The sequence below is a fragment of the Micromonospora sp. WMMD1120 genome (assembly GCF_029626235.1).
Lineage (GTDB): Bacteria > Actinomycetota > Actinomycetes > Mycobacteriales > Micromonosporaceae > Micromonospora.
Genome location: NZ_JARUBO010000005.1, coordinates 2,577,563 through 2,595,910, shown reverse-complemented (window position 1 = coordinate 2,595,910; position 18,348 = coordinate 2,577,563). Strand labels below are relative to the sequence as shown.

Annotated in this window: 15 protein-coding genes and 1 pseudogene; 8 read left to right on the top strand and 8 right to left on the bottom strand. The window is 72.2% G+C overall.

Features of this window, described 5'->3' with window-relative positions:
• The first annotated feature begins 84 nt into the window (after positions 1–84).
• Positions 85–882, top strand: a complete 798-nt coding sequence (locus O7634_RS12280) for an RNA polymerase sigma factor SigF (RefSeq protein WP_278150264.1) — start codon at positions 85–87, stop codon at positions 880–882.
• Between the two features lie 14 nt (positions 883–896).
• Positions 897–1,697, top strand: a complete 801-nt coding sequence (locus O7634_RS12275) for an SDR family oxidoreductase (protein WP_278150263.1) — start codon at positions 897–899, stop codon at positions 1,695–1,697.
• A 9-nt stretch (positions 1,698–1,706) separates the two neighbouring features.
• Here O7634_RS12275 and O7634_RS12270 read toward each other — a convergent pair whose 3' ends face one another.
• Together O7634_RS12270 and O7634_RS12265 are read right to left on the bottom strand one after the other, a co-directional pair.
• On the bottom strand, positions 1,707–2,774 hold the full coding sequence (locus O7634_RS12270) for a DUF2855 family protein (RefSeq protein ID WP_278150262.1): 1,068 nt from the start codon (positions 2,772–2,774) through the stop codon (positions 1,707–1,709).
• Positions 2,775–2,875: 101 nt separating this feature from the next.
• Positions 2,876–4,417: an MFS transporter gene (locus O7634_RS12265; protein WP_278150261.1), complete on the bottom strand. Its 1,542-nt coding sequence runs from the start codon at positions 4,415–4,417 to the stop codon at positions 2,876–2,878.
• Positions 4,418–4,521: 104 nt separating this feature from the next.
• Between O7634_RS12265 and O7634_RS12260 the strand changes: the two genes are divergently transcribed.
• Together O7634_RS12260 and O7634_RS12255 are read left to right on the top strand one after the other, a co-directional pair.
• Positions 4,522–5,001 carry a helix-turn-helix domain-containing protein gene (locus O7634_RS12260; protein WP_278150260.1) on the top strand — a complete coding sequence of 160 codons (480 nt, stop codon included), beginning with the start codon at positions 4,522–4,524 and terminating at the stop codon, positions 4,999–5,001.
• 121 nt (positions 5,002–5,122) lie between these two features.
• Positions 5,123–6,372: pseudogene (locus tag O7634_RS12255) on the top strand (DUF222 domain-containing protein).
• A 338-nt stretch (positions 6,373–6,710) separates the two neighbouring features.
• On the opposite strand, the gene O7634_RS12250 reads toward O7634_RS12255, so the two are convergent.
• The 6 genes from O7634_RS12250 to O7634_RS12225 all read right to left on the bottom strand — a co-directional run bounded on the left by O7634_RS12250 (position 6,711) and on the right by O7634_RS12225 (position 14,714).
• The gene (locus O7634_RS12250) at positions 6,711–6,911 is read right to left on the bottom strand and encodes a hypothetical protein (protein WP_278150259.1); all 201 of its coding nucleotides are present in this window, start codon (positions 6,909–6,911) and stop codon (positions 6,711–6,713) included.
• 430 nt (positions 6,912–7,341) lie between these two features.
• Positions 7,342–9,555, bottom strand: a complete 2,214-nt coding sequence (locus O7634_RS12245; RefSeq protein ID WP_278150258.1) for a glycoside hydrolase family 27 protein — start codon at positions 9,553–9,555, stop codon at positions 7,342–7,344.
• Positions 9,556–9,603: 48 nt separating this feature from the next.
• Positions 9,604–11,682: an alpha-galactosidase gene (locus O7634_RS12240; RefSeq protein WP_278150257.1), complete on the bottom strand. Its 2,079-nt coding sequence runs from the start codon at positions 11,680–11,682 to the stop codon at positions 9,604–9,606.
• Complete coding sequence (locus tag O7634_RS12235) at positions 11,679–12,500, bottom strand: carbohydrate ABC transporter permease (RefSeq protein WP_278150256.1); 822 nt, start codon at positions 12,498–12,500, stop codon at positions 11,679–11,681. The genes O7634_RS12240 and O7634_RS12235 overlap by 4 nt, the downstream gene beginning before the upstream one ends.
• Positions 12,500–13,417, bottom strand: coding sequence for a sugar ABC transporter permease (locus O7634_RS12230; RefSeq protein WP_278150255.1), 918 nt, complete (start codon positions 13,415–13,417; stop codon positions 12,500–12,502). The genes O7634_RS12235 and O7634_RS12230 overlap by 1 nt, the downstream gene beginning before the upstream one ends.
• 1 nt (position 13,418) lies before the next feature.
• A complete protein-coding gene (locus tag O7634_RS12225) occupies positions 13,419–14,714 on the bottom strand; it encodes an extracellular solute-binding protein (protein WP_278150254.1) in 1,296 nt (431 codons plus the stop codon).
• Positions 14,715–14,860: 146 nt separating this feature from the next.
• On the opposite strand from O7634_RS12225, the gene O7634_RS12220 reads away from it, so the two are divergent.
• The 4 genes from O7634_RS12220 to O7634_RS12205 are packed head-to-tail and all read left to right on the top strand — an operon-like array spanning position 14,861 to position 18,340.
• The gene (locus O7634_RS12220; protein WP_278150253.1) at positions 14,861–15,619 is read left to right on the top strand and encodes an SDR family oxidoreductase; all 759 of its coding nucleotides are present in this window, start codon (positions 14,861–14,863) and stop codon (positions 15,617–15,619) included.
• A gap of 35 nt (positions 15,620–15,654) precedes the next feature.
• Positions 15,655–16,365, top strand: coding sequence for an FCD domain-containing protein (locus O7634_RS12215; RefSeq protein WP_278150252.1), 711 nt, complete (start codon positions 15,655–15,657; stop codon positions 16,363–16,365).
• Positions 16,362–17,507, top strand: a complete 1,146-nt coding sequence (dgoD, locus tag O7634_RS12210; RefSeq protein ID WP_278150251.1) for a galactonate dehydratase — start codon at positions 16,362–16,364, stop codon at positions 17,505–17,507. Before O7634_RS12215 ends, dgoD begins: the two co-directional genes overlap by 4 nt.
• Positions 17,504–18,340, top strand: a complete 837-nt coding sequence (locus O7634_RS12205) for a PDC sensor domain-containing protein (RefSeq protein WP_278150250.1) — start codon at positions 17,504–17,506, stop codon at positions 18,338–18,340. Before dgoD ends, O7634_RS12205 begins: the two co-directional genes overlap by 4 nt.
• Positions 18,341–18,348: the final 8 nt, after the last annotated feature.

Sequence of the window (18,348 nt, the reverse complement as noted above, 5' to 3'; positions counted from 1 at the left end):
CGCACGTGCGCCCCGGTCAGCGCCGGTTCGGAGATCCTCCGGTCGATTCCATTCGACGGGCACCCGCGGAAGGGGATCACCCCCATGACCACCATCGTCGAGACCGCTTCCTTCGACCAACGGAGCGCCGACCAGCGCCCCGACGACCTGCTTGCCGCCCTGGCCGCCACCGGCGCGGACGACCCGCGTCGACCCGCCCTCCGCGACCGTGCCATCGAGGCCTGGCTGCCGCTCGCCCGGCACCTGGCCCGCCGCTACGGCGGGCGCGGCGCACCCGACGACGACCTGTTCCAGACCGCCTCGGTCGGGCTGGTCAAGGCCGTCGACAACTTCGACCACGACCGGGGCGTCGACTTCACCGGCTACGCCATCCCCACCATCGTCGGCGAGATCAAGAGGTATTTCCGGGACCGCACCTGGGCGGTCCGCGTACCCCGCCGCCTCCAGGAGTTGCGCCTGTCGATCAGCGCGGCGAACAGCGCGCTGACCCAGACCCTCGGCCGCTCGCCGACGGTGGCCGACATCGCGTCCCACCTCGACCTGTCCGAGGAGGCCGTCCTCGAAGGGCTGGAGGGCGCCCGCGCCTACCGGGCCACCTCGCTGTCCACCCCGGTGGGAGACGACGGCAACCGGGAACTCGGCGACGCGCTCGGCAGCGACGACCACGAGATCGACCTCGTGGAGATCCGCGTCGCCCTCGCTCCGGCCCTCGCGACCCTGCCCGAACGCGAGCGCGAGATCCTGGGCCTACGCTTCTACGGCAACCTGACCCAGTCGCAGATCGCCGACCGGATCGGTGTCTCGCAGATGCACGTCTCCCGGCTGATCGCCCGATCGTTGACCACGCTGCGCCACCACCTCGTCGACGACAGCACCTCCTAGCCCACAGGACAACCATGACGATGCTCATCGACCTGACCGGCAAGACCGCGCTGATCACCGGCTCGACGCAGGGAATCGGCGCCGCCATCGCCACCGGACTCGCCCGCGCGGGCGCCCGGGTGGCGGTCAACGGCCGTACCGCGGCCGGGGTGCGGAAGGCGGCGGACGCCCTGCGCGCCGACGTGCCCGGCGCCGACGTGGTCGAGGTCGACGCCGACGTGTCCACCGACGAGGGCGCGGCGCGCGCCCTCGATCTGCTGCCGACCGTCGACATCCTGGTCAACAACCTCGGCATCTTCGGGCCCACCCCGGCCCTGGAGATCTCCGATGACGACTGGCGTCGCTACTTCGAGGTGAACGTGCTGGCCGGCGTCCGGCTGACCCGCGCGTACCTGCCGGCGATGACGGAGCGCGGCTGGGGGCGGGTGCAGTTCATCGTCAGCGACTCGGCGGTCGTCATCCCGACCGAAATGATCCATTACGGCGTCTCCAAGACCGCCCTGCTCGGCGTGTCGCGCGGCTTCGCCAAGACCGTCGCCGGGACCGGGGTGACCGTCAACTCGGTGCTCGCCGGGCCGACCCACACCGGCGGTGTGGAGACCTTCGTCGCCGAGTTGATGGGCGAGAGCCTGCCCTGGGAGGAACGGCAGCGCGAGTTCATGCGGCAGCACCGGCCGCAGTCGTTGCTCCAGCGTCTGATCGAGCCCGAGGAGATCGCGAACATGGTCACCTACCTCGCCTCCCCGCTGGCCTCCGCCACGACCGGAGCGGCGGTCCGGGTCGACGGTGGCTACGTGGACGCGATCGTCCCGTGACCGTTCGCCTCACACCTGGATGACGTGGCCCACCCGCGGCGGCGTACGACCGGCGAGGACGTCGACCCAGGCGCGCTGGAGGGCAGCCGGCCCGGTGCCCACCTGGACGTCGAGCCATTCACCCAGCACGGCGGCGAACCGACGCCACGCCTCGGTGAACCGCGCGTCGAGCCCGTCGCGACCCCAGTCCTGACGACGTTTGCGCATCTGCACGGGGGCGAAGAACACCTCCCCGGCGGCGTCGGCGTTCGGCGTCTGGTTGGTGAGCCCGACGGCGATGTCCCGGACGAGCCGGTCGCCGAGGCGCCGCCGCACCGCGGCACGGGTCGACGGCGCGCCGGACAGGTCGAGGTAGACGGTCGGGACCACGGCGAGGGCGTCCACGTCGTCGTACGCGACGACCTCGTCGTAGCAGCCGAGTGACCTGGTGAACGCCAGGTTGCCCGGCGAGGTGAGCCCGACCAGGCGCGGCCCTCGACCGTGCAGCTCGAACGCGGCGGCGTACGCGGTCTTGCTCGACGCCGACGACACGAGCAGCGTCTCGGCGCCGTGGAAGTCGTTGTCGACGACCTGGTCGGCCAGCATGAACGAGGTGAAGAAGAGCGGCCGGAAGAGGATCAGCAGGTCCTCCTGGTCGCGCTGGTACGCCGGATCGCCGGTGGTCGACCGGTACGCGTTGTACGGCGACGGCAGCTCCGCCCGGTGCGGGCTGGCGTCCCGGAATCCGGTCGCGTCCACCCGGTCCGGCCGCACCACGAGGTGACCCGCGGGCGGCAGGTAACCGTAGATCCGCTGGCCCACCTCCACCCCGGGCACCGCCGAGGCGACCACGTCGGCGAAGCCCCACAGTGGCGGGAGGCCCCACTGCGGCCCGAGCCCGTACGCGGACGGCGGAAAGAACCGCCAGTAGCGCATCGAGTCTCCGAGCACGGCGTAGGTCACGTTGTTGGCGGTGAGACCGACCCGGTCCACCCGCAGCAATGCCTCACCGGCCCGGATCGCGGGTGCGGCGACATCGACGAGCGTGGTCTGCCCGAGATCGGCACGCGCCACGGCGAAGCTCCAGGAGTCAGCCATGAGCTGACGCTAGACAGCCACGGAAGCGATGACAAGTGCACTGCGGGTGCAGAAACATCACACTCGTACCCCTGATCGGGGTGGCGGCGGCCGCGGCCCGCTCAGTGCCGGTGCGGCCGGTTGCGGATGAGGGCCAGCGCGAGCACGGCGGCGACGAGGAAGACGATGCCGTTGACCCGCAGACCGGCCTGAACACCCGAGGTCACCGCCTCGGCGAGCGCCGAGCGGACCGGATCGGGCAGCGGCTGGCCGTCACTCACTCCGGCGGCCACCGCCGCCTGCACCGCGCCCCGGGTGGGTTCGGCGACCTGGTGGGCGGCGAGCCGGCCCGGCAGGTCCGCCACCATCGTGGTGGTGAGGAGCGTGCCGAGCACCGACGAGCCGACCACCGAGCCGACCTGGCGGGCGGCGTTCACCGCGCCGGAGGCCATGCCCGCCTGGGCGGGCGCGACGCTGGCCATCGCCGCCGCCGTCGCGGGCGCCACCACCAGCGCGCTGGCCGCGCCGAAGAGGACGAACAGCGCCCAGCGGTCACCGAACGGCGTGGTCGGCCCCTGGCCGGCCAGGGCGAAGCTGGCCACCGCGCCGAGGACCAGGCCGAGGGTGAGCGGCGCCTTGAAGCCGGTACGGCGGATCGCCCGCCCGGCACCGAAGGCGACGAGCGCGTAGGTGCCGAAGAGCACCAGCATCCGCCAGCCGGTGTCCAGCGGGCTGAGCGCCTGGGCCCGCTCGTGGAAGAGGACCAGCAGGATGGCGACGCCGGTGAACCCGAACAGGGACACCGCGGCGACGGCCATGACCGCGCTGAACGAGGCGGACCGGAACAGCCGCACGTCGAGCATCGGCGCGCCGGCACGCAACTCGACGAGCACGAACGCGACGAGCGCGACAAGTGCGACGACCCAGGCCGTCAGCACCACCGGGCTGGTGTAGCCGTCCTTGCCGCCCTGGATCATCGCGTAGACGGCGGCGGCGATGGCGACGGTGCCCAGCAACAGGCCGGGCACGTCGAGGCGGGCGGCGCTCGGCCGGGACTCGACGACCCCGATGCCGGCGACCACGAGGGTGACCAGGCCCAGGACGATCGTCGACACGTACACGCTGTGCCACTGGTGGTGTCGCAGCAGGGCGCCGGCGATGAGCGGACCGACCGCGAGCCCGATGCCGGAGGCCGCCGACCACGCGGTGATGACCTCGGTGCGTCGGTGCGGGTCGGTGAAGGTCGCCCCGAGGACCGCCAGGCTGTTCGGCAGGATCAACGCCCCACCGAGGCCGGCGACCAACTGCCCGACGATGACCCAGGCCACGCCGGGGGCACTGGCGACGACGGCGGCTCCGGCGATCATCGCGACGACACCGGCGCCGAAGACGCGCTTGCGGCCGTAGCGGCTGCCCAGGGTGGCGGCGGACAGCACCACGCTCGCCACCATCAGGGTGTACGCGCTGGGGATCCAGACCAGGGTGGTGGGGTCGACCCGCAGGTCCCGCTGGATGGTGGTGAGGGCGGACACGGTCGCGGTGATCTGTAGGAACGTGATCATCGCTCCCAGGCACATGGCGACCAGGGTCACCGCTCGGGAGCCCCGCAGGGCCGGACGGGCGGCGACGGCCCGCCCGGGTGGGGTCGTGGTGCTGGTGGTCACTGGAATCCTTCGGGTCGAGGCGAGCTGACTTTCTTATGCATAAGCCAGCAGCGACCCAGTGAATCACCTGACTAGCCTCACCGCAAGTCAGGTACGCTTGGCGCATGGAGGACCTACGCAACGACCGCGACGCCTGGACCAGCGAGAACTGCTCGGTCGCGAGGGCGATGGACATCGTGGGCGGCCGGTCCACGGTCCTGGTCATGCGCGAAGCCCTGCTGGGCACGCGCCGTTTCGACGACTTCGTTCGCCGCGTCGGCGTCGGCGAGCCCGCCATGGCCGCCCGCCTCAAGGAGATGGTCGCCGCCGGCCTGCTGGAACGCATCCCCTACCGCGAGCCAGGTCAGCGCACCCGCCACGAGTACCAGCTCACCCGCAAGGGCCGCGAACTCCTGCCCGTGATCACCGCCCTACGCAACTGGGGCGACACCTGGGCCGCCAGCGACACCGGCCCGTCCGTCGTCGCCACCCACCACGACTGCGGCGAGCCGATCCGCGCGGTCCTGCGCTGCGCCGCCGGCCACGACATCGCCGAGGGCGACATCGACATCATCGCCGGCCCCGGCCTCCTCCGGCGCGACTGACAGCAGCGCACCCGCCCTGGCCCACGAGGCGGCGCTCACCCCGGGGACCGCACAGCGCAGGCACCTCACGACATCGATCATGGTGACTGAGGTTGTCGTACCCCTGTTCTAATCTCGGGTCGTGGTCGAGGAGTTGGCGCTGGCGGACGGCATGGTCGCCGCCTGCGCCGACGCGTCCGTCTGGGCCCTGCCCGACGACGACCTGACCGCCGCCCTGGATGCCGCGCACCGCCTGGAGCAGCGCCTCGCCGCGGTCAAACTGGCAGTGGTCCGCGAGTTGGACGGTCGCGGCGTCGCTGTCGCGCGGGGCGCGTCGTCCACAACCGTGTGGCTACGCGAACGACTACGGCTCACCGTCTCGGCCGCGCGCCGGCTCGTCGACCTCGCCACCTCGATCGACGCCGCGCCGCCTGCGGTGCGTACGGCGTTGGCGAGCGCGACGGTTACCGTGGAGCAGGCCCGGGTCATCGCCGATACGGCCGCCACGGTGTCGGCGACCGCCGGCCCCGAGGTGACCGACAAGGCCGTCGGCGTGCTCGTCGACTGGGCCGCGCAGTTCGACCCCACCCTGCTGCGCAAACTCGGCACCCGGATCCTCGACCACGTCGCCCCCGACCTCGCCGACGCCGCCGCTGCGGCGGCCCTGGCCGCCGAGGCGACGCGCGCCGCCCGCGACCGGCACCTCACGATCTCCGCCCAGACCGACGGCCGCCTGCGACTCAGCGGCACCCTCGACGCCGAAACCGCCGGACTGCTCCGCGCCGCGATCGACCCGCTGAGCGCACCCACCGGCCCCGACGACACCCGCTCACCCGGGCAACGCCGCCACGACGCCCTCGCCGACGTGTGCCGCCTCGCGCTGCGCACCGGCGACCTACCCGAGCACGGCGGCGACCCCGCCCAGATCGTCATCACCACCAGCTATGACGACCTGGCCGCTCGGGTGGGCGCCGGCACCCTGGACACCGGTCTTCAGCTCGCCCCCGACACCGTGCGCCGGATCGCCTGTGACGCGGCTGTGCTGCCAGCCGTGCTCGGTGGCGCCGGCCAGGTCCTCGACGTCGGCCGGCAACGCCGCCTCATCACCGGGCAATGCGCCGCGCCCTGGTGCTCCGCGACGGCGGCTGCGCCTTCCCCAGCTGCGACCGCCCACCACGCTGGTGCGACGCCCACCACGTCCGGCACTGGGCCGACGGCGGCACCACCAGCCTCGACAACGCCGTCCTGCTCTGCGGCCACCACCACCGACACGTGCACACGAGCGACTGGACCGTCCGCCTCGGCGACGACGACCATCCCGAATTCATCCCACCCGCCTGGCTCGACCCCGACCAACTCCCCCGCCGCAACCACTACCACCGCAGGACGTAGGCCGGTCCGATGCTGGACGGTCGCAGGCAATACGTTCACCACCGCAGTGGGCAAGCAGGCGCTGTTTGATCACCTGCCCGCCGACGGCCTTCTCCCCTGCGGCTGGCTTCCACGCGGCTGGGCCACGACCGGCACCTACTAATCCACGACGTGGACCGAGAACAGCGCTCGCCGCCCGCTACCCGCGGTCGAGACAACCAGGCGCGCCCGATCCGACTGCGCGGGGATGCCCGACCACGTCAAGGTGTCGACAGCTGCCGAGCCCGCTTGCCACCAGGTCGAACGAGGTCGGCTCGGCGGCAGCCTGCTCTAGCCGAGCGGGAGTCGGCAGCGCGGGCTCAACTCTCATCACGCGCCTGATGCGGCCGGTGGCGCTTGATCCACGCTTCCACGTCGGCGCGGTCCCAGACACGCACTTTGCCGCTCGCCACCGTGTCGATAGGTGCAGGGAAGGTGGCGCGGTTAGTGATCTCCGTGGCTCGGGTGCGCGACACGCCACCGAGCATGTCCGCGATATCGGAGAGCGCCACGAGTCTCACGGCATGACCGTATGCACGTGACACCGGGGCACATTGCCACTTGCAAGCTTGACAGTGTGCACATGGCAGGTGAGGCTGAGGGGCGACAACCGGAGCGGTCCGGTCACCTGATCGGGGATCGGTGGTCGGACCTGCCTGTTCTCGGAGGTTGAGGCGACGTGCCCATGGACGACGGGCCGGTGACGTCCGCGCTGGTCATCTGGACGGCCCAGCGGGTTGTCAGACAGCATCACGGGTCACCGGCCACTGCCCGCAGTGCCGGGACGACCGATGCGACCTGCTGATCTGGGCCCGTGACACGCTCAGGGCGCACCGCAGGTGATCGAGCGGGAGCGGCCCCGGCCGGTGAGTTCCGCCGACCGGCCAGCAACGGGCACGGCTCCCCCGGGGGTGGCGGGCCGTCCACCCGGACGGCCCGCCACCTGTCGGATCAGAGGACGATCTGGTGCACCCGGTCGTCGACCCCGCGCACCGCCAGCCAGGCGCTGCCGTTGGCGCCCGCCGCGGCCCCCGGGGCACCCCGGAACGCGTCGGTGGCGAACTCACCGCGACGGAACCAGCCGCCCCAGCCGCCATCGGCCAGGTTGCGCTGCCAGAGCCGGTTGTCGGCGGCCAGCGCGAACAGATAGACCCGGCCGGAGGTGGCGAGCAGGGTCGGGCTGCCGCTGGTGGTCCCGCCCAGGTTGGTCCAGCTCGACCAGGTGGCGCCGGTCCGGCTGCTCCACCACACCTCGTCGGTGCGACTACGGACCGCCACGTGCAGCACGCCGGCGTCGTCGACGACGGCGCTCGGCCGACCGTAGAACGGCCGGTCGTCCGGAGCCCCGACGCCGGTCCAGCCGGCGCTCGGCGTACGCGACCAGAGCTTGCCGTCGGCACCCCGGGCCAGCAGCGTCCACCGGGTCGGGCTGGTCCAGGCCACAGTGGGCGCGTCGGTCAACGTGCCACCGAGGCTGCGCCACGGCCCCCACCCACCGCCGACGTAACTGCGCTGCCACGCGGCGTTGTCGGTGCCCCGGACGAAGACGTCGAGGCGGCCGTCGGCGGAGCCGTACGCGGCGGGCTGCCCGAGGATCCGGCCGCCGACCGGGCCGCCGAGTGACGTCCAGCGGGTGCCCCACGTCGTACCGGAGCGGGTGTTGACCGCCAGCGCACCGGAACCGTCGCGGACGAAGGCGGTGGCGTGCGTGTCGTCCACCCGGACCAGCGCCGGACTGGCGCTGGCGCTGCCACCGAGGTCGACGCCGGCGACCTGGTCGGTGCCGGTGAGGCCGAGCATGGCCACCCCGTGCGCCGGCACCTCGACGGTGTACGAGCCGGTGAACGGCTGCACCCCCGCGGTGCCCGGCTGGGCGTCCACGGTGCGGCGCGACCACAGGTCACGGACGCTCACCGAGCCGCCGAGCGCCACATCGGCGAAGTTCACGGTGATCCGCTGGGCGGTGTCGTGCCGGTTGAGCAGCGCGACAGCACGCTTGCCGGCGCCGGTGAGCACCTTGCTCCAGACCTGCGCGTCGGTGCCGGTGTCGGCGACCTTCACGCCCTGCCGCACCAGCGGGTCCTGGTCCACCGCGATGATCTCCGGGTTGGTCAGCGCCGAGATCATCTGCTGGGGCAGGCCCCGCGGGTCCGAGCCGATCACCAGCGGGGCGGCCATGATGGCCCACATGCCGAGCTGGGTCTTGGACTCCTCCAGGCTCAACTCGTACCCGCCGCCGGGCAGCGGACGCATCGGCAGCAGGTAGTCCGGGTCGTTGTAGTGCCCCGGCCCGGTGGCCGCCGGGTGGTACGCGTTGACGTCCATGTTGCGCAGCACCCACGGGAACGCCCACTGCGGCGTCGGGTCGGTGAGCCCCACGTCGGTGTACGTCCGCCAGGAGTCGGCGATGGTGGGCGCGTACGTGTAGCTCCAGGTGGAGAGCTGCTCCGGGGTGTACGGGCCGCCACCCCAGTCGGAGCTGACCGGGTTGCAGATGTTCAGCAGCATGGGTCGGGGCGACTGGCGTACCGCCTCGGCCAGCTCCCGGAAGGTGGTCTCCGGGTCCAGGCCGGCGGCCCGGCCGCAGAGCCAGTCGGCCTTGAGCGCGTCGAAGCCCCAGCCGGCGAACTGTGCGATGTCGGCGGCGTAGTGGCCGTTGCTGCCGAGCCCGCACTGCCCCGGCAGGTACGGTCCGGCGTCGGTGTAGATGCCGGCCTTCATGCCCTTGCTGTGGATGTACGCGGCCAGCGCGGCCATGCCGCCGGGAAAGCGGGCCGGATCGGCGACGAGGTGACCGGCCTCGTTGCGGGGGGTCGGCGCGGCCCAGTTGCCGTCGATCCAGACGTAGGTGTAGCCGGCGTCGCGCAGGCCGCTGCTGACCATGAAGTCGGTGACCGACCGCACTTCGGCCTCGGTGGGGTCGCCACCGAGCCCGAAGTAGGTGTTCCAGCCCTGGTAGGGCGTCGGGGCGAGGCCGCTGTTGAAGAACGTCGGCGCGCCCTGGTCCTCGGCGCCGCTGACGGCCGGGGCGTGACCGGGGCGACCGGGCCCGTGACCGGCCGGTGGCGGCGCGGCATCGGGTGGACCGGCCAGCGCCGGCGTGGGGCTGACCAGGCCCAGGCCGAGCACGGCCAGGGCTGCGGTCAGCTGTCGGTTCAGGCGCATGGAGGTACTCCTGTCCCTCGGGGGCGGGGGGATGGTGGTGCTCCGGCCTCAGTCGCGGGTCAGCACGATGAGGTCGGCGTCGTGGGTCGGGCTCCACCGCACGGGCAGGCCGACAGCGCCGAGGTGAGCGCCGGAGTAGCTGTGGTCGCCGTGGGCGTACCGGGCGCTCGGGTCGAGGCCGCGCAGGGGCAGCCGGACCGGGCGGGACGGCAGCAGGCCGGCACCGTCGAGCCGGCCGGTGTGCCAGGCCAGGACGACCACCCGGCGGTGGTCCGGCGCGGTGTACTGCACGGCGCACCGGGCCTGGTCGGGGCCGCCGATCAGGTGCACCTCGCCGGTGGTGACGACGTCCCGGATCTCCTTGTAGCGGGCGATCCAGCCGGCGGCCTCGGCCCGTTCGGCGGGGGTCCAGGCGCGGATGTCCGCGCCGATGCCGAGCACACCGGCCATGGCGAGCACGAACCGGAACGCCAGCGTTCGCGGCCGGGTGTCGAACAGGCCCGGCGCGTCGGTGACCCAGGAGCTGAGCAGGTGCGGCGCGTTGGCGTGCAGGAACCCGTACTGGATGGCCAGCCGGTCCAGCGGACCGGTGTTGTCGCTGGGCCAGAAGACATCCGAGCGGGCGGCCATCGCCAGGTCGGTCCGCGCGCCACCACCGGCACACGCCTCGATCAGCACGCCGGGGTGGTCCCGGCGCAGCCGGTCGTAGATCCGGTGCAGGTTGGCCACGTGCGCGCCGTCCAGGTCCAGCGGGCCCTCCCCACCGGGCCGGCCCGGCTCGGTACGCGGCCGGTTGAAGTCCCACTTCAGGTAGTCGATGTCGTACCGCCGCAGCAAACCGTCCACTGTGGAGTGCACGAACTCGGCCACCTCGGGTCGGCCCAGGTCGAGCAGGTACTGGTTGCGCACCGGGGTGAGCGGTCGGCCGTGCACGGAGTAGACCCACTCGGGGTGCTGGGCGTAGAGGTTCGACGTGGGGTTGACGCACTCGGGCTCGACCCAGAGCCCGAAGTTCAGCCCGAGCGCCCGCACGTCGGCGATGAACGCGTCGAACCCGGCCGGGAACTTCGCCGGGTCGGGCGTCCAGTCACCGAGCCCGGCGGTGTCGTCGGTACGGCCGACGAACCAGCCGTCGTCCACGACGAACGTCTCCACACCCAGCTCGGCGGCGATCCGGGCGAGCGCGAGCTGACTCTCCGCCTCGACCGCGAAGTAGGTCGCCTCCCAGGAGTTGTAGAGCACCGGGCGCGGGGTGAGCCGGTCGGCGGCCAGCCGCCGCTGGTGGGCGTGCCAGACCCGGGCCAGCCCGTCCAGGCCGTCCGCGCTGTACGCCCCGGTGACCACCGGCACGGTCAGCCGCTCGCCGGGCGCCAGCTCCAGCGGGCCGTCGACGAGCTGGCGGCCCACCCGCACGCGGGTCAGACCGCCGGTGTCCCGCTCGGCGGTGATCTCCCACGAGCCGGTCCAGGCCAGTGCCATCCCCCAGACCGAGCCATCCGGCTCGGCCGTGTCCCGGACCGCCAGCCAGGGCACGTGCAGGTGCCCGGGTACGCCCTGGGAGCTGCCGATCCGGAAAGCACCGTGGCCCAGCTCGACATGGGCGAGCTGGAACTCCTGCGCCCACTGCCCCCACTGGTGGCTGAGCAGCGCGCCGTGCGGGGTCGGCACGCAGAAGCCGCCCGAGCCGGCCCGGACCACCCGCAGCGGGCCGCCGCCGTCGTTGACCAGCTCCACCCAGCGCTGCACCACGTCGGTGCCGTCTGGCACCCGGTAGTGCACTGTGGCGCGCAGCCCGGTCACCGGGTCGGCGAAGTCGACGGCCAGTTCCCGCTGGTCGGCGTCGAGCCGGCTGCCGGTGTGCCGCAGGCCCACCCGACGCCCGCCATCCGGGGTCTCGACCACCAGGTCCGCGCCCAGGAACGGGCGGTCGGCGTCGGTGGCGTACTCGATGGGGGCGGCGTCCCCGGCGGTGAGGAACGGCACCGGGCCGTCGTAGGCGACCGGCGACGGCCCGTCGCTGACGCCGTGCGGGCCCCAGGCGACCAGTTCCAGCCAGCGCCCGTGCGCCGGCACCGTCACCGTGTATTCGGTGTGCGCGCCGCGCAACGTCCACCGCCGCCCGGTCACTTGACCGCTCCGATCGCCAGACCCGAGACGAAGTGCCGCTGGAAGCGCAGGAAGACAGCGACCGTGGGTACGGCCGCGATGACGGTGCCGGCGGCGATGACGTTCCAGGAGGAGACGAACTGCCCCTGTAGCGCGAGCAGCGCCGGGGTGACCGGCATGGTGTCGTCGGTGCGCAACACGGTGATCGCCCAGAGCAGGTCGTTGAAGATCCAGGTGAAGGAGAGCGCGCCGAGCGCCGCCAACGCGGGCCGGGTCAGCGGCAGCATCACCCTGGTGAAGATCTGCGCGGTGCCGGCGCCGTCGATGGTGGCCGCCTCCTGGATCTCGTTCGGCAGGTCCCGCATGAAGCCGTGCAGCACGAAGGTGTAGAAGCCGAGCCCGAAGCCGACCTGCACCGCGATCAGCGCCCAGAGCGTGTCGTAGAGGCCGGTCAGCTCGCTGAACTTGGCCACCGGGATGAGCAGGATCTGCGGCGGCAACAGGTTGCCGGCGAGCATCAGCAGCAGGATGGTCCGCCGCCCGGGAATCCGGAACCGGCTCAGGGCGAACGCGGCCACCGCGGCCAGCGCGAGGCTCAGCAGCACCGACGGAACGGTGACCAGCAGGCTGTTGATCAGCGCGCGCAGCTCGCCCCCGTCGGTCCACGCCTGCCGGTAGGTGTCCAGGGTGAACGACCGGGGCAGGCTGCCCACGCCGTGCGCGGCGATGTCGTCGAACGACCGGGTGGACATCACCACGACCCAGAGCACCGGCCCCAGCCAGAGCAGCGAGAGCAGGACCATGCCGGTGTGGAAGGCCCCGGTACGGAGCTTGGTCATCAGGCTTCCTCCCGGAACGCGCGGACCAGGTAGCCGAGGATGACGGCCAACGCGAGCACGAAGATCACGACGGCGATCGCGGAGGCGTAGCCCAACCGCAGACTCTGGAACGCGGTCGAGTACATGTAGGTGCTGAGCAGCTCCGACGAGTGGTACGGGCCGCCTTTGGTCAGCGACCAGACAATGTCGAACGAGCGCAGCGAGTCGATCACGATGACCGAGAGCACGACGGCGTTGACCCCCTTGAGCTGGGGGATGGTGACGTGGCGCAGCCGCTGCCAGGAGTTGGCGCCGTCCATCCGGGCCGCCTCGTGCAGCGCCGGGTCGATCGCCTTCAGCCCGGCCAGGAAGAGCACCATCACGTACCCGATCTGCCGCCACAGGGCGGGCAGGATCACCGCGTACAGGGCGGTCTGCGGGTCGGCGAGCCAGGGCCGGATCAGGTGCTCCAGCCCGACCGCCCGCAGCACGGTGTCGGCTATGCCGTCTGGCTGGTAGAAGACCCGCCAGACCAGCGCGGTCACCACCAGTGAGAACACCACCGGGGTGAAGAGCGCGGCCCGGTAGAACCCGACGCCCCGCCGCTCCTTCTGCAACAGCAGCGCCATGCCGAAACCGCCGAGCACGGAGAGGCCGCCGAAGAGCACCAGCCAGATCACGGTGTTGACCAGCGCGCCCCGGAAGGTGGCGTCGCCGGCCAGCTCGACGTAGTTGTCGGCGCCGACGAAGGTCGGCGACGTCATCCCGTCCCAGCGGGTGAGCGAGAACCAGAAACCCTGTAGCGCCGGCCAGAAGACCCAGACGCTCTCCACCGCGAAGGGTACGAGGACGAACGCCACCAGCAGCGGCGACAGTCGGGCCGACCGTCGCCGCCGCTGGATGGGGGTGACCGAGGTCGTGGAGGTCGTTGCTGTCACGTCAGCCCTTGAAGACCTTCTCGGCGCCGGCCTGCCACTCTCGCAGGATCGCGTCGATCTGGTCCGGCTTGTCCATGAACTTGGTGAGCGCGGTGTCGGCGGTGGGCTGGAGCGCGTCGCTGGAGTCGCGGTTGAAGAACTGGGTCAGCTCCTTGGCCTCGTTCAGCATCGCCTTGCCCTTGACCACCAGCGGCGAGTCGGACGCCTTGGCCTTGGGGTTGGCCGGCAGCACGATGCCGGAGCTGGCCTTGACGTACGCCTCCTGCGCCTCGACCCCGGCCAGGTAGGTCAGCAGGGCCTTGGCGCCGGTCGGGTTGGCGGTCTTCGCGCTGGCGAAGAAGCCGTCCGTCGGCGCCTCCTCGGCCAGCGGGACCGCCGGGTCGATGATCGGGAACCGGAAGAAGTCCAGGTCGCCGAGGGCGTCCTTGGGCGCCGCGTCGGCGAAGAACGTGCCGATCAGGAACATGCCGGTCTTGCCGGCCAGCAGCGCGGTGGTCGCCTCCTGGAACGGGTACGCCTTGCCCTTGGGGTCGAAGTAGGGCAGGACCTCGCGCCAGCGGGTGAAGACCGCCTTGACCTTCGGGTCGTCGAAGCGCTGCTTGCCGGCGAGCAGTTCGCGGTGGAACGGCGCGCCGTTGATCCGGATGTTGAGGTAGTCGAACCAGGCCGAGGCCACCCACGGGGTGTCGCCGAGGCCGATGCCGATCGGCGGCACGCCCTTGCTCTTCAGCGTCTCGCAGAGCGCCAGGAAGTCGGCCCAGGTCTGCGGCTCCTGTACGCCCCACTTGGCGAAGTTGGACTTGCGGTAGAAGAAGCCCCACCAGTAGTTGTTCATCGGCACGAAGATCTGCTTGCCGCTGGCGTCGGTGGAGAGGGTGCGCAGCGACTGCGGGTAGTCCCCGAGCGACTTCCAGACCTCGGAGACGTCCAGCAGAAGGTTCTTGCTGGCGTAGTCGTTGGCGACCGAGCCCGCGTACCAGGTGTAGAGGTCCGGCGGGTTCGCCGAGGTCAGGTAGGTCGGCAGCTGGGTCCGGAAGGTCTCCGAGGCGATGGTGTTCAGGCTCGCCGTGCCCTTGCCCTGCGTGTTGAAGTTTTCGATCAACTTCTCCATCGCCGCCTTGGCCTGCGGCGAGGAGAGGTTGGACTGGATCGTGACCGCGCCCGAGCCGCCGCCCGTCGCCGGCCCGCTGGCGGAGCTGGCGCACGCGCTGAGGAACGAGCTGGCGCCGAGCGCGCCCAGGCCGGCGAGCCCGAGGTGGCCAAGGAATCGCCGGCGACCGGGGTCGAAGTCGCTCACGAGGTATCCCTTCCTCTACGACACTCAGCGTCACCGCGCGATGTGTCGTCCATGTGAATGCTGTGACCAGAAGGTTGCATCGGCCGTCGCCGACTGTCAAGATATCTTCGTAATTAATGGTTAGTTGAGATCAAGGCGGGGGTCAGGTGGATCAGCCTATGCGCCGGTTAGAAGGCAAGAACGCGCTGGTCACCGGCGCGATGGGCGGAATCGGCGCGGCCACCGCCCGACGCCTCGCCGCCGAGGGTGCCGCCGTCACGCTCTTCGACGTCGCCGACCCGACCCCGCTGGCCGACGAGTTGACAACCAACGGCGGCCGGGCACTGTCCGTGACGGGTGACGTCAGCGACGAAGCCGACTGGACGGCTGCCGTCGCCGCCACCCGCGCACACCTCGGCCCGGTCGACATCCTGGTCAGCAGCGCCTACGCGGTGCGGGTGGCCCCCGCGCACCAGACCAGCCGAGAGTCCTGGGACCAGCAGCTCGGGGTCAGCCTCACCGGCTCCTTCCTCGGCGTCCGCGCCTGCCTGGACGACCTGCGGGCGCGCTCGGGCGCGGTGGTGCTGATCTCCTCGGTGCACGCGCTGGTCGGGCTGCCCGGACGCCCCGCGTACGCCGCGGCCAAGGGCGGCCTGGTCGCGCTCGGTCGCCAGCTCGCCGTGGAGTACGGCCCACAGGTGCGGGTCAACACCGTGCTGCCCGGGCCGATCCTCACCGCCGCCTGGGCCGACGTGTCCGAAGAGGACCGCCGGCGTAGCGTCGCGGAGACGGTGGCCAAGCGCTTCGGCACCCCGGACGAGGTGGCCGCGACGATCGCCTTCCTCGCCTCACCGGACGCCGCCTACGTCACCGGCGCGAGTCTCGTGGTGGACGGTGGCTGGACAGCGGTGAAAGCCTCGGCCTGAGAGATCGATACCGACCAGCGAAAAGGCCAGGAGCATTGGCACAGTACGCACGCCGCGGCATCCACGGGCAGACCGTCGAGACGATCGCCCGTCGCATCCTCACCGGTGAGATCGCCGCCGGCGCGACCCTCAACCTGGTCGCGTTGCAGGAGGAGTTCGACGTCAGCCTGACCGCGCTCCGCGAGGCGCTGAAGGTCCTCTCCGCCAAGGGCATCGTCGACGCCCGGCAGAAGCGCGGCACCTTCGTCCGGCCCCGGGCGGACTGGAACCTGCTCGACGGTGACGTGATCCGCTGGCAGTTCGCCGAGGGCACCGACCAGCGGTTGCTCGACCAACTGCACGAGGTGCGCGCCATCATCGAACCGGCCGCCGCCCGGCTGGCCGCCACCCGGGCCACGGACGGCGACCTGGCCGCCCTGGACCAGGCCCTCACCGAGATGGCCGAGGCCGACGGGGACCCCGCCGCCGCCACAGCGGCCGACCTCGCCTTCCACCGCGCGCTGCTCGCCGCCACCCACAACGAGCTGTTGGAGCGGATGGAGGTGGTGATGGAGACCGGGCTCGCCGAACGGGACCGCCTGGTGCACGGCGGCACCGCGCACGACGACCCGGTGCCCAGCCACCGCGCTGTGGTCGACGCGCTACGCGGGCGGGACGAGACGGCGGCCGAGACCGCGATGCGTGAGTTGCTGAACAAGGCGGTCCGCGACGTCGAGAAGGCACGGGGACGAAGGGGCAGTCAGTGAAGATCGAGCGGATCGAGACCTTCCTGGTCGCGCCACGGTGGTTGTTCTGCCGGGTGGAGACCGACGAAGGGCTGGTCGGGTGGGGTGAGCCGGTGGTCGAGGGCCGCGCCGAGGTGGTGCGCAGCGCGGTCGCGGTGCTCGCCGAATACCTGATCGGCGCGGACCCGCTGCGGATCGAGCAGCACTGGCAGGTGCTCACCAAGGGCGGCTTCTACCGGGGTGGCCCGATCCTCTCCAGCGCTGTCGCCGGCCTCGACCAGGCGCTCTGGGACATCGCCGGGCAGGCGTACGGCGCTCCGGTGCACGCGCTGCTCGGCGGGCCGGTCCGCGACCGGGTGCGGGTCTACTCGTGGATCGGCGGCGACGAGCCCGACGAGGTGGCCGACGCCGCCGCCGCGCAGGCCGCCGCCGGTCTCACCGGGGTCAAGATGAACGCCTGCGGGCAGCTCTCCCCGATCCCCACCTCGGCCGAGGTGGACGCGATCATCGGCCGGGTCGCCGCCGCCCGCGAGGCCCTCGGCCCGGACCGGGACATCGCGCTGGACTTCCACGGCCGGGCCGGGCTGGCCGCGGTCCGCCGGATCCTGCCCGAGCTGACCGCCCTGCGCCCCTTCTTCGTGGAGGAGCCGGTCCTGCCCGACCAGGCCCACCACCTGGGCGACATCGTCGCCAGCACGCCGATCCCGGTGGCCACCGGCGAACGGCTCTACGGCCGCTCCGAGTTCCTCGGCCCGTTGCAGGCCGGGGTCACCGTGGTCCAACCGGACCTGTCGCACGCCGGCGGGATCTCCGAGGTCCGCCGGATCGCCGCGCTGGCCGAGACGTACGGCGCGCTGCTCGCCCCGCACTGCCCACTCGGCCCGATCTCGCTGGCGGCCAGCCTCCAGGTGGCCTTCGCGACGCCGAACTTCCTGATCCAGGAGCAGAGCATCGGCATCCACTACAACGCGGGTTCGGAACTGCTCGACTATCTGCTCGACAGGGAGCCGTTCCGGTTCGTGGACGGGCACATCGCCCGGTTCGACCGGCCCGGGTTGGGCATCACCGTTGACGAGGCGGCGGTCCGCAAGGCCGCCCAGACCCCACACGCCTGGCGCAACCCCGTCTGGCGGCACACCGACGGGTCGTTCGCCGAGTGGTGACCGACGCGAGGCCGGTGGCGCTGCGGGTGGCGTACGACGCGGCGCACGGCGCACGGTGGACGAGCCTGCGCGGCGGCGGCCGGGAGTGGCTCTGGCGCGGCCCGCGACCCGGCCGGGACGAGGTACGCCCCGGGGACGCGTTCGTCGACGCCGGTGGGCTGGAGGAGTGCCTGCCGACAGTGCGCGGCGAGCCGGACCACGGTGAGGTGTGGTCGCGACCGTGGCGCTCCGCCGGGCCGGGCACCGTGGTCGTCCAGCGGCCGACCTTCACGCTGAGCCGCCGGATCACCGACGCGGACGGCGTTGTGGTGGCCGACTACCGGCTCGCCGCCGACCCGGGGCACCGCTTCGTCTGGGCCGCGCACGCCCTGCTCGGCCTCTCCCCCGCCGCCCGTCTCGTCGCGCCCACCGGCACCCCGACCCGGCTGCACCCGGAGGCCGCCGCGCTGCTGCCGGCGGGCACCTGGCCGACCGGCGCCCCGTGGCTCACCGGGCCGTGGCCGTCCCCGGCCGGCCTGACCCTGGACACCCTCGGCGCCGACGACGGCACGGCGGTCGGTGCGGTGCTGCTCGACTGCCCCCGCGTCGAGGTGGTCGACGACGCCGACCGGCTGACCCTGGAGCTGGAGTGCGACGGCCAGCCCCGCAGCACCGCGCTCTGGCGCAACCTGGGCGGCTGGCCGGCCGACGCCCCCTACCGCAGCCTGGGCGTCGAGCCGATGCTCGGCGCCGCCTTCGACCTGGCCGACGCCGGTCCCACCGACGCGGCGATCGTGCCGCCAACCGGTGAGGTCACCTGGCGACTCACCATCTCCGCCCATCGCATCCACTGAGGACACCC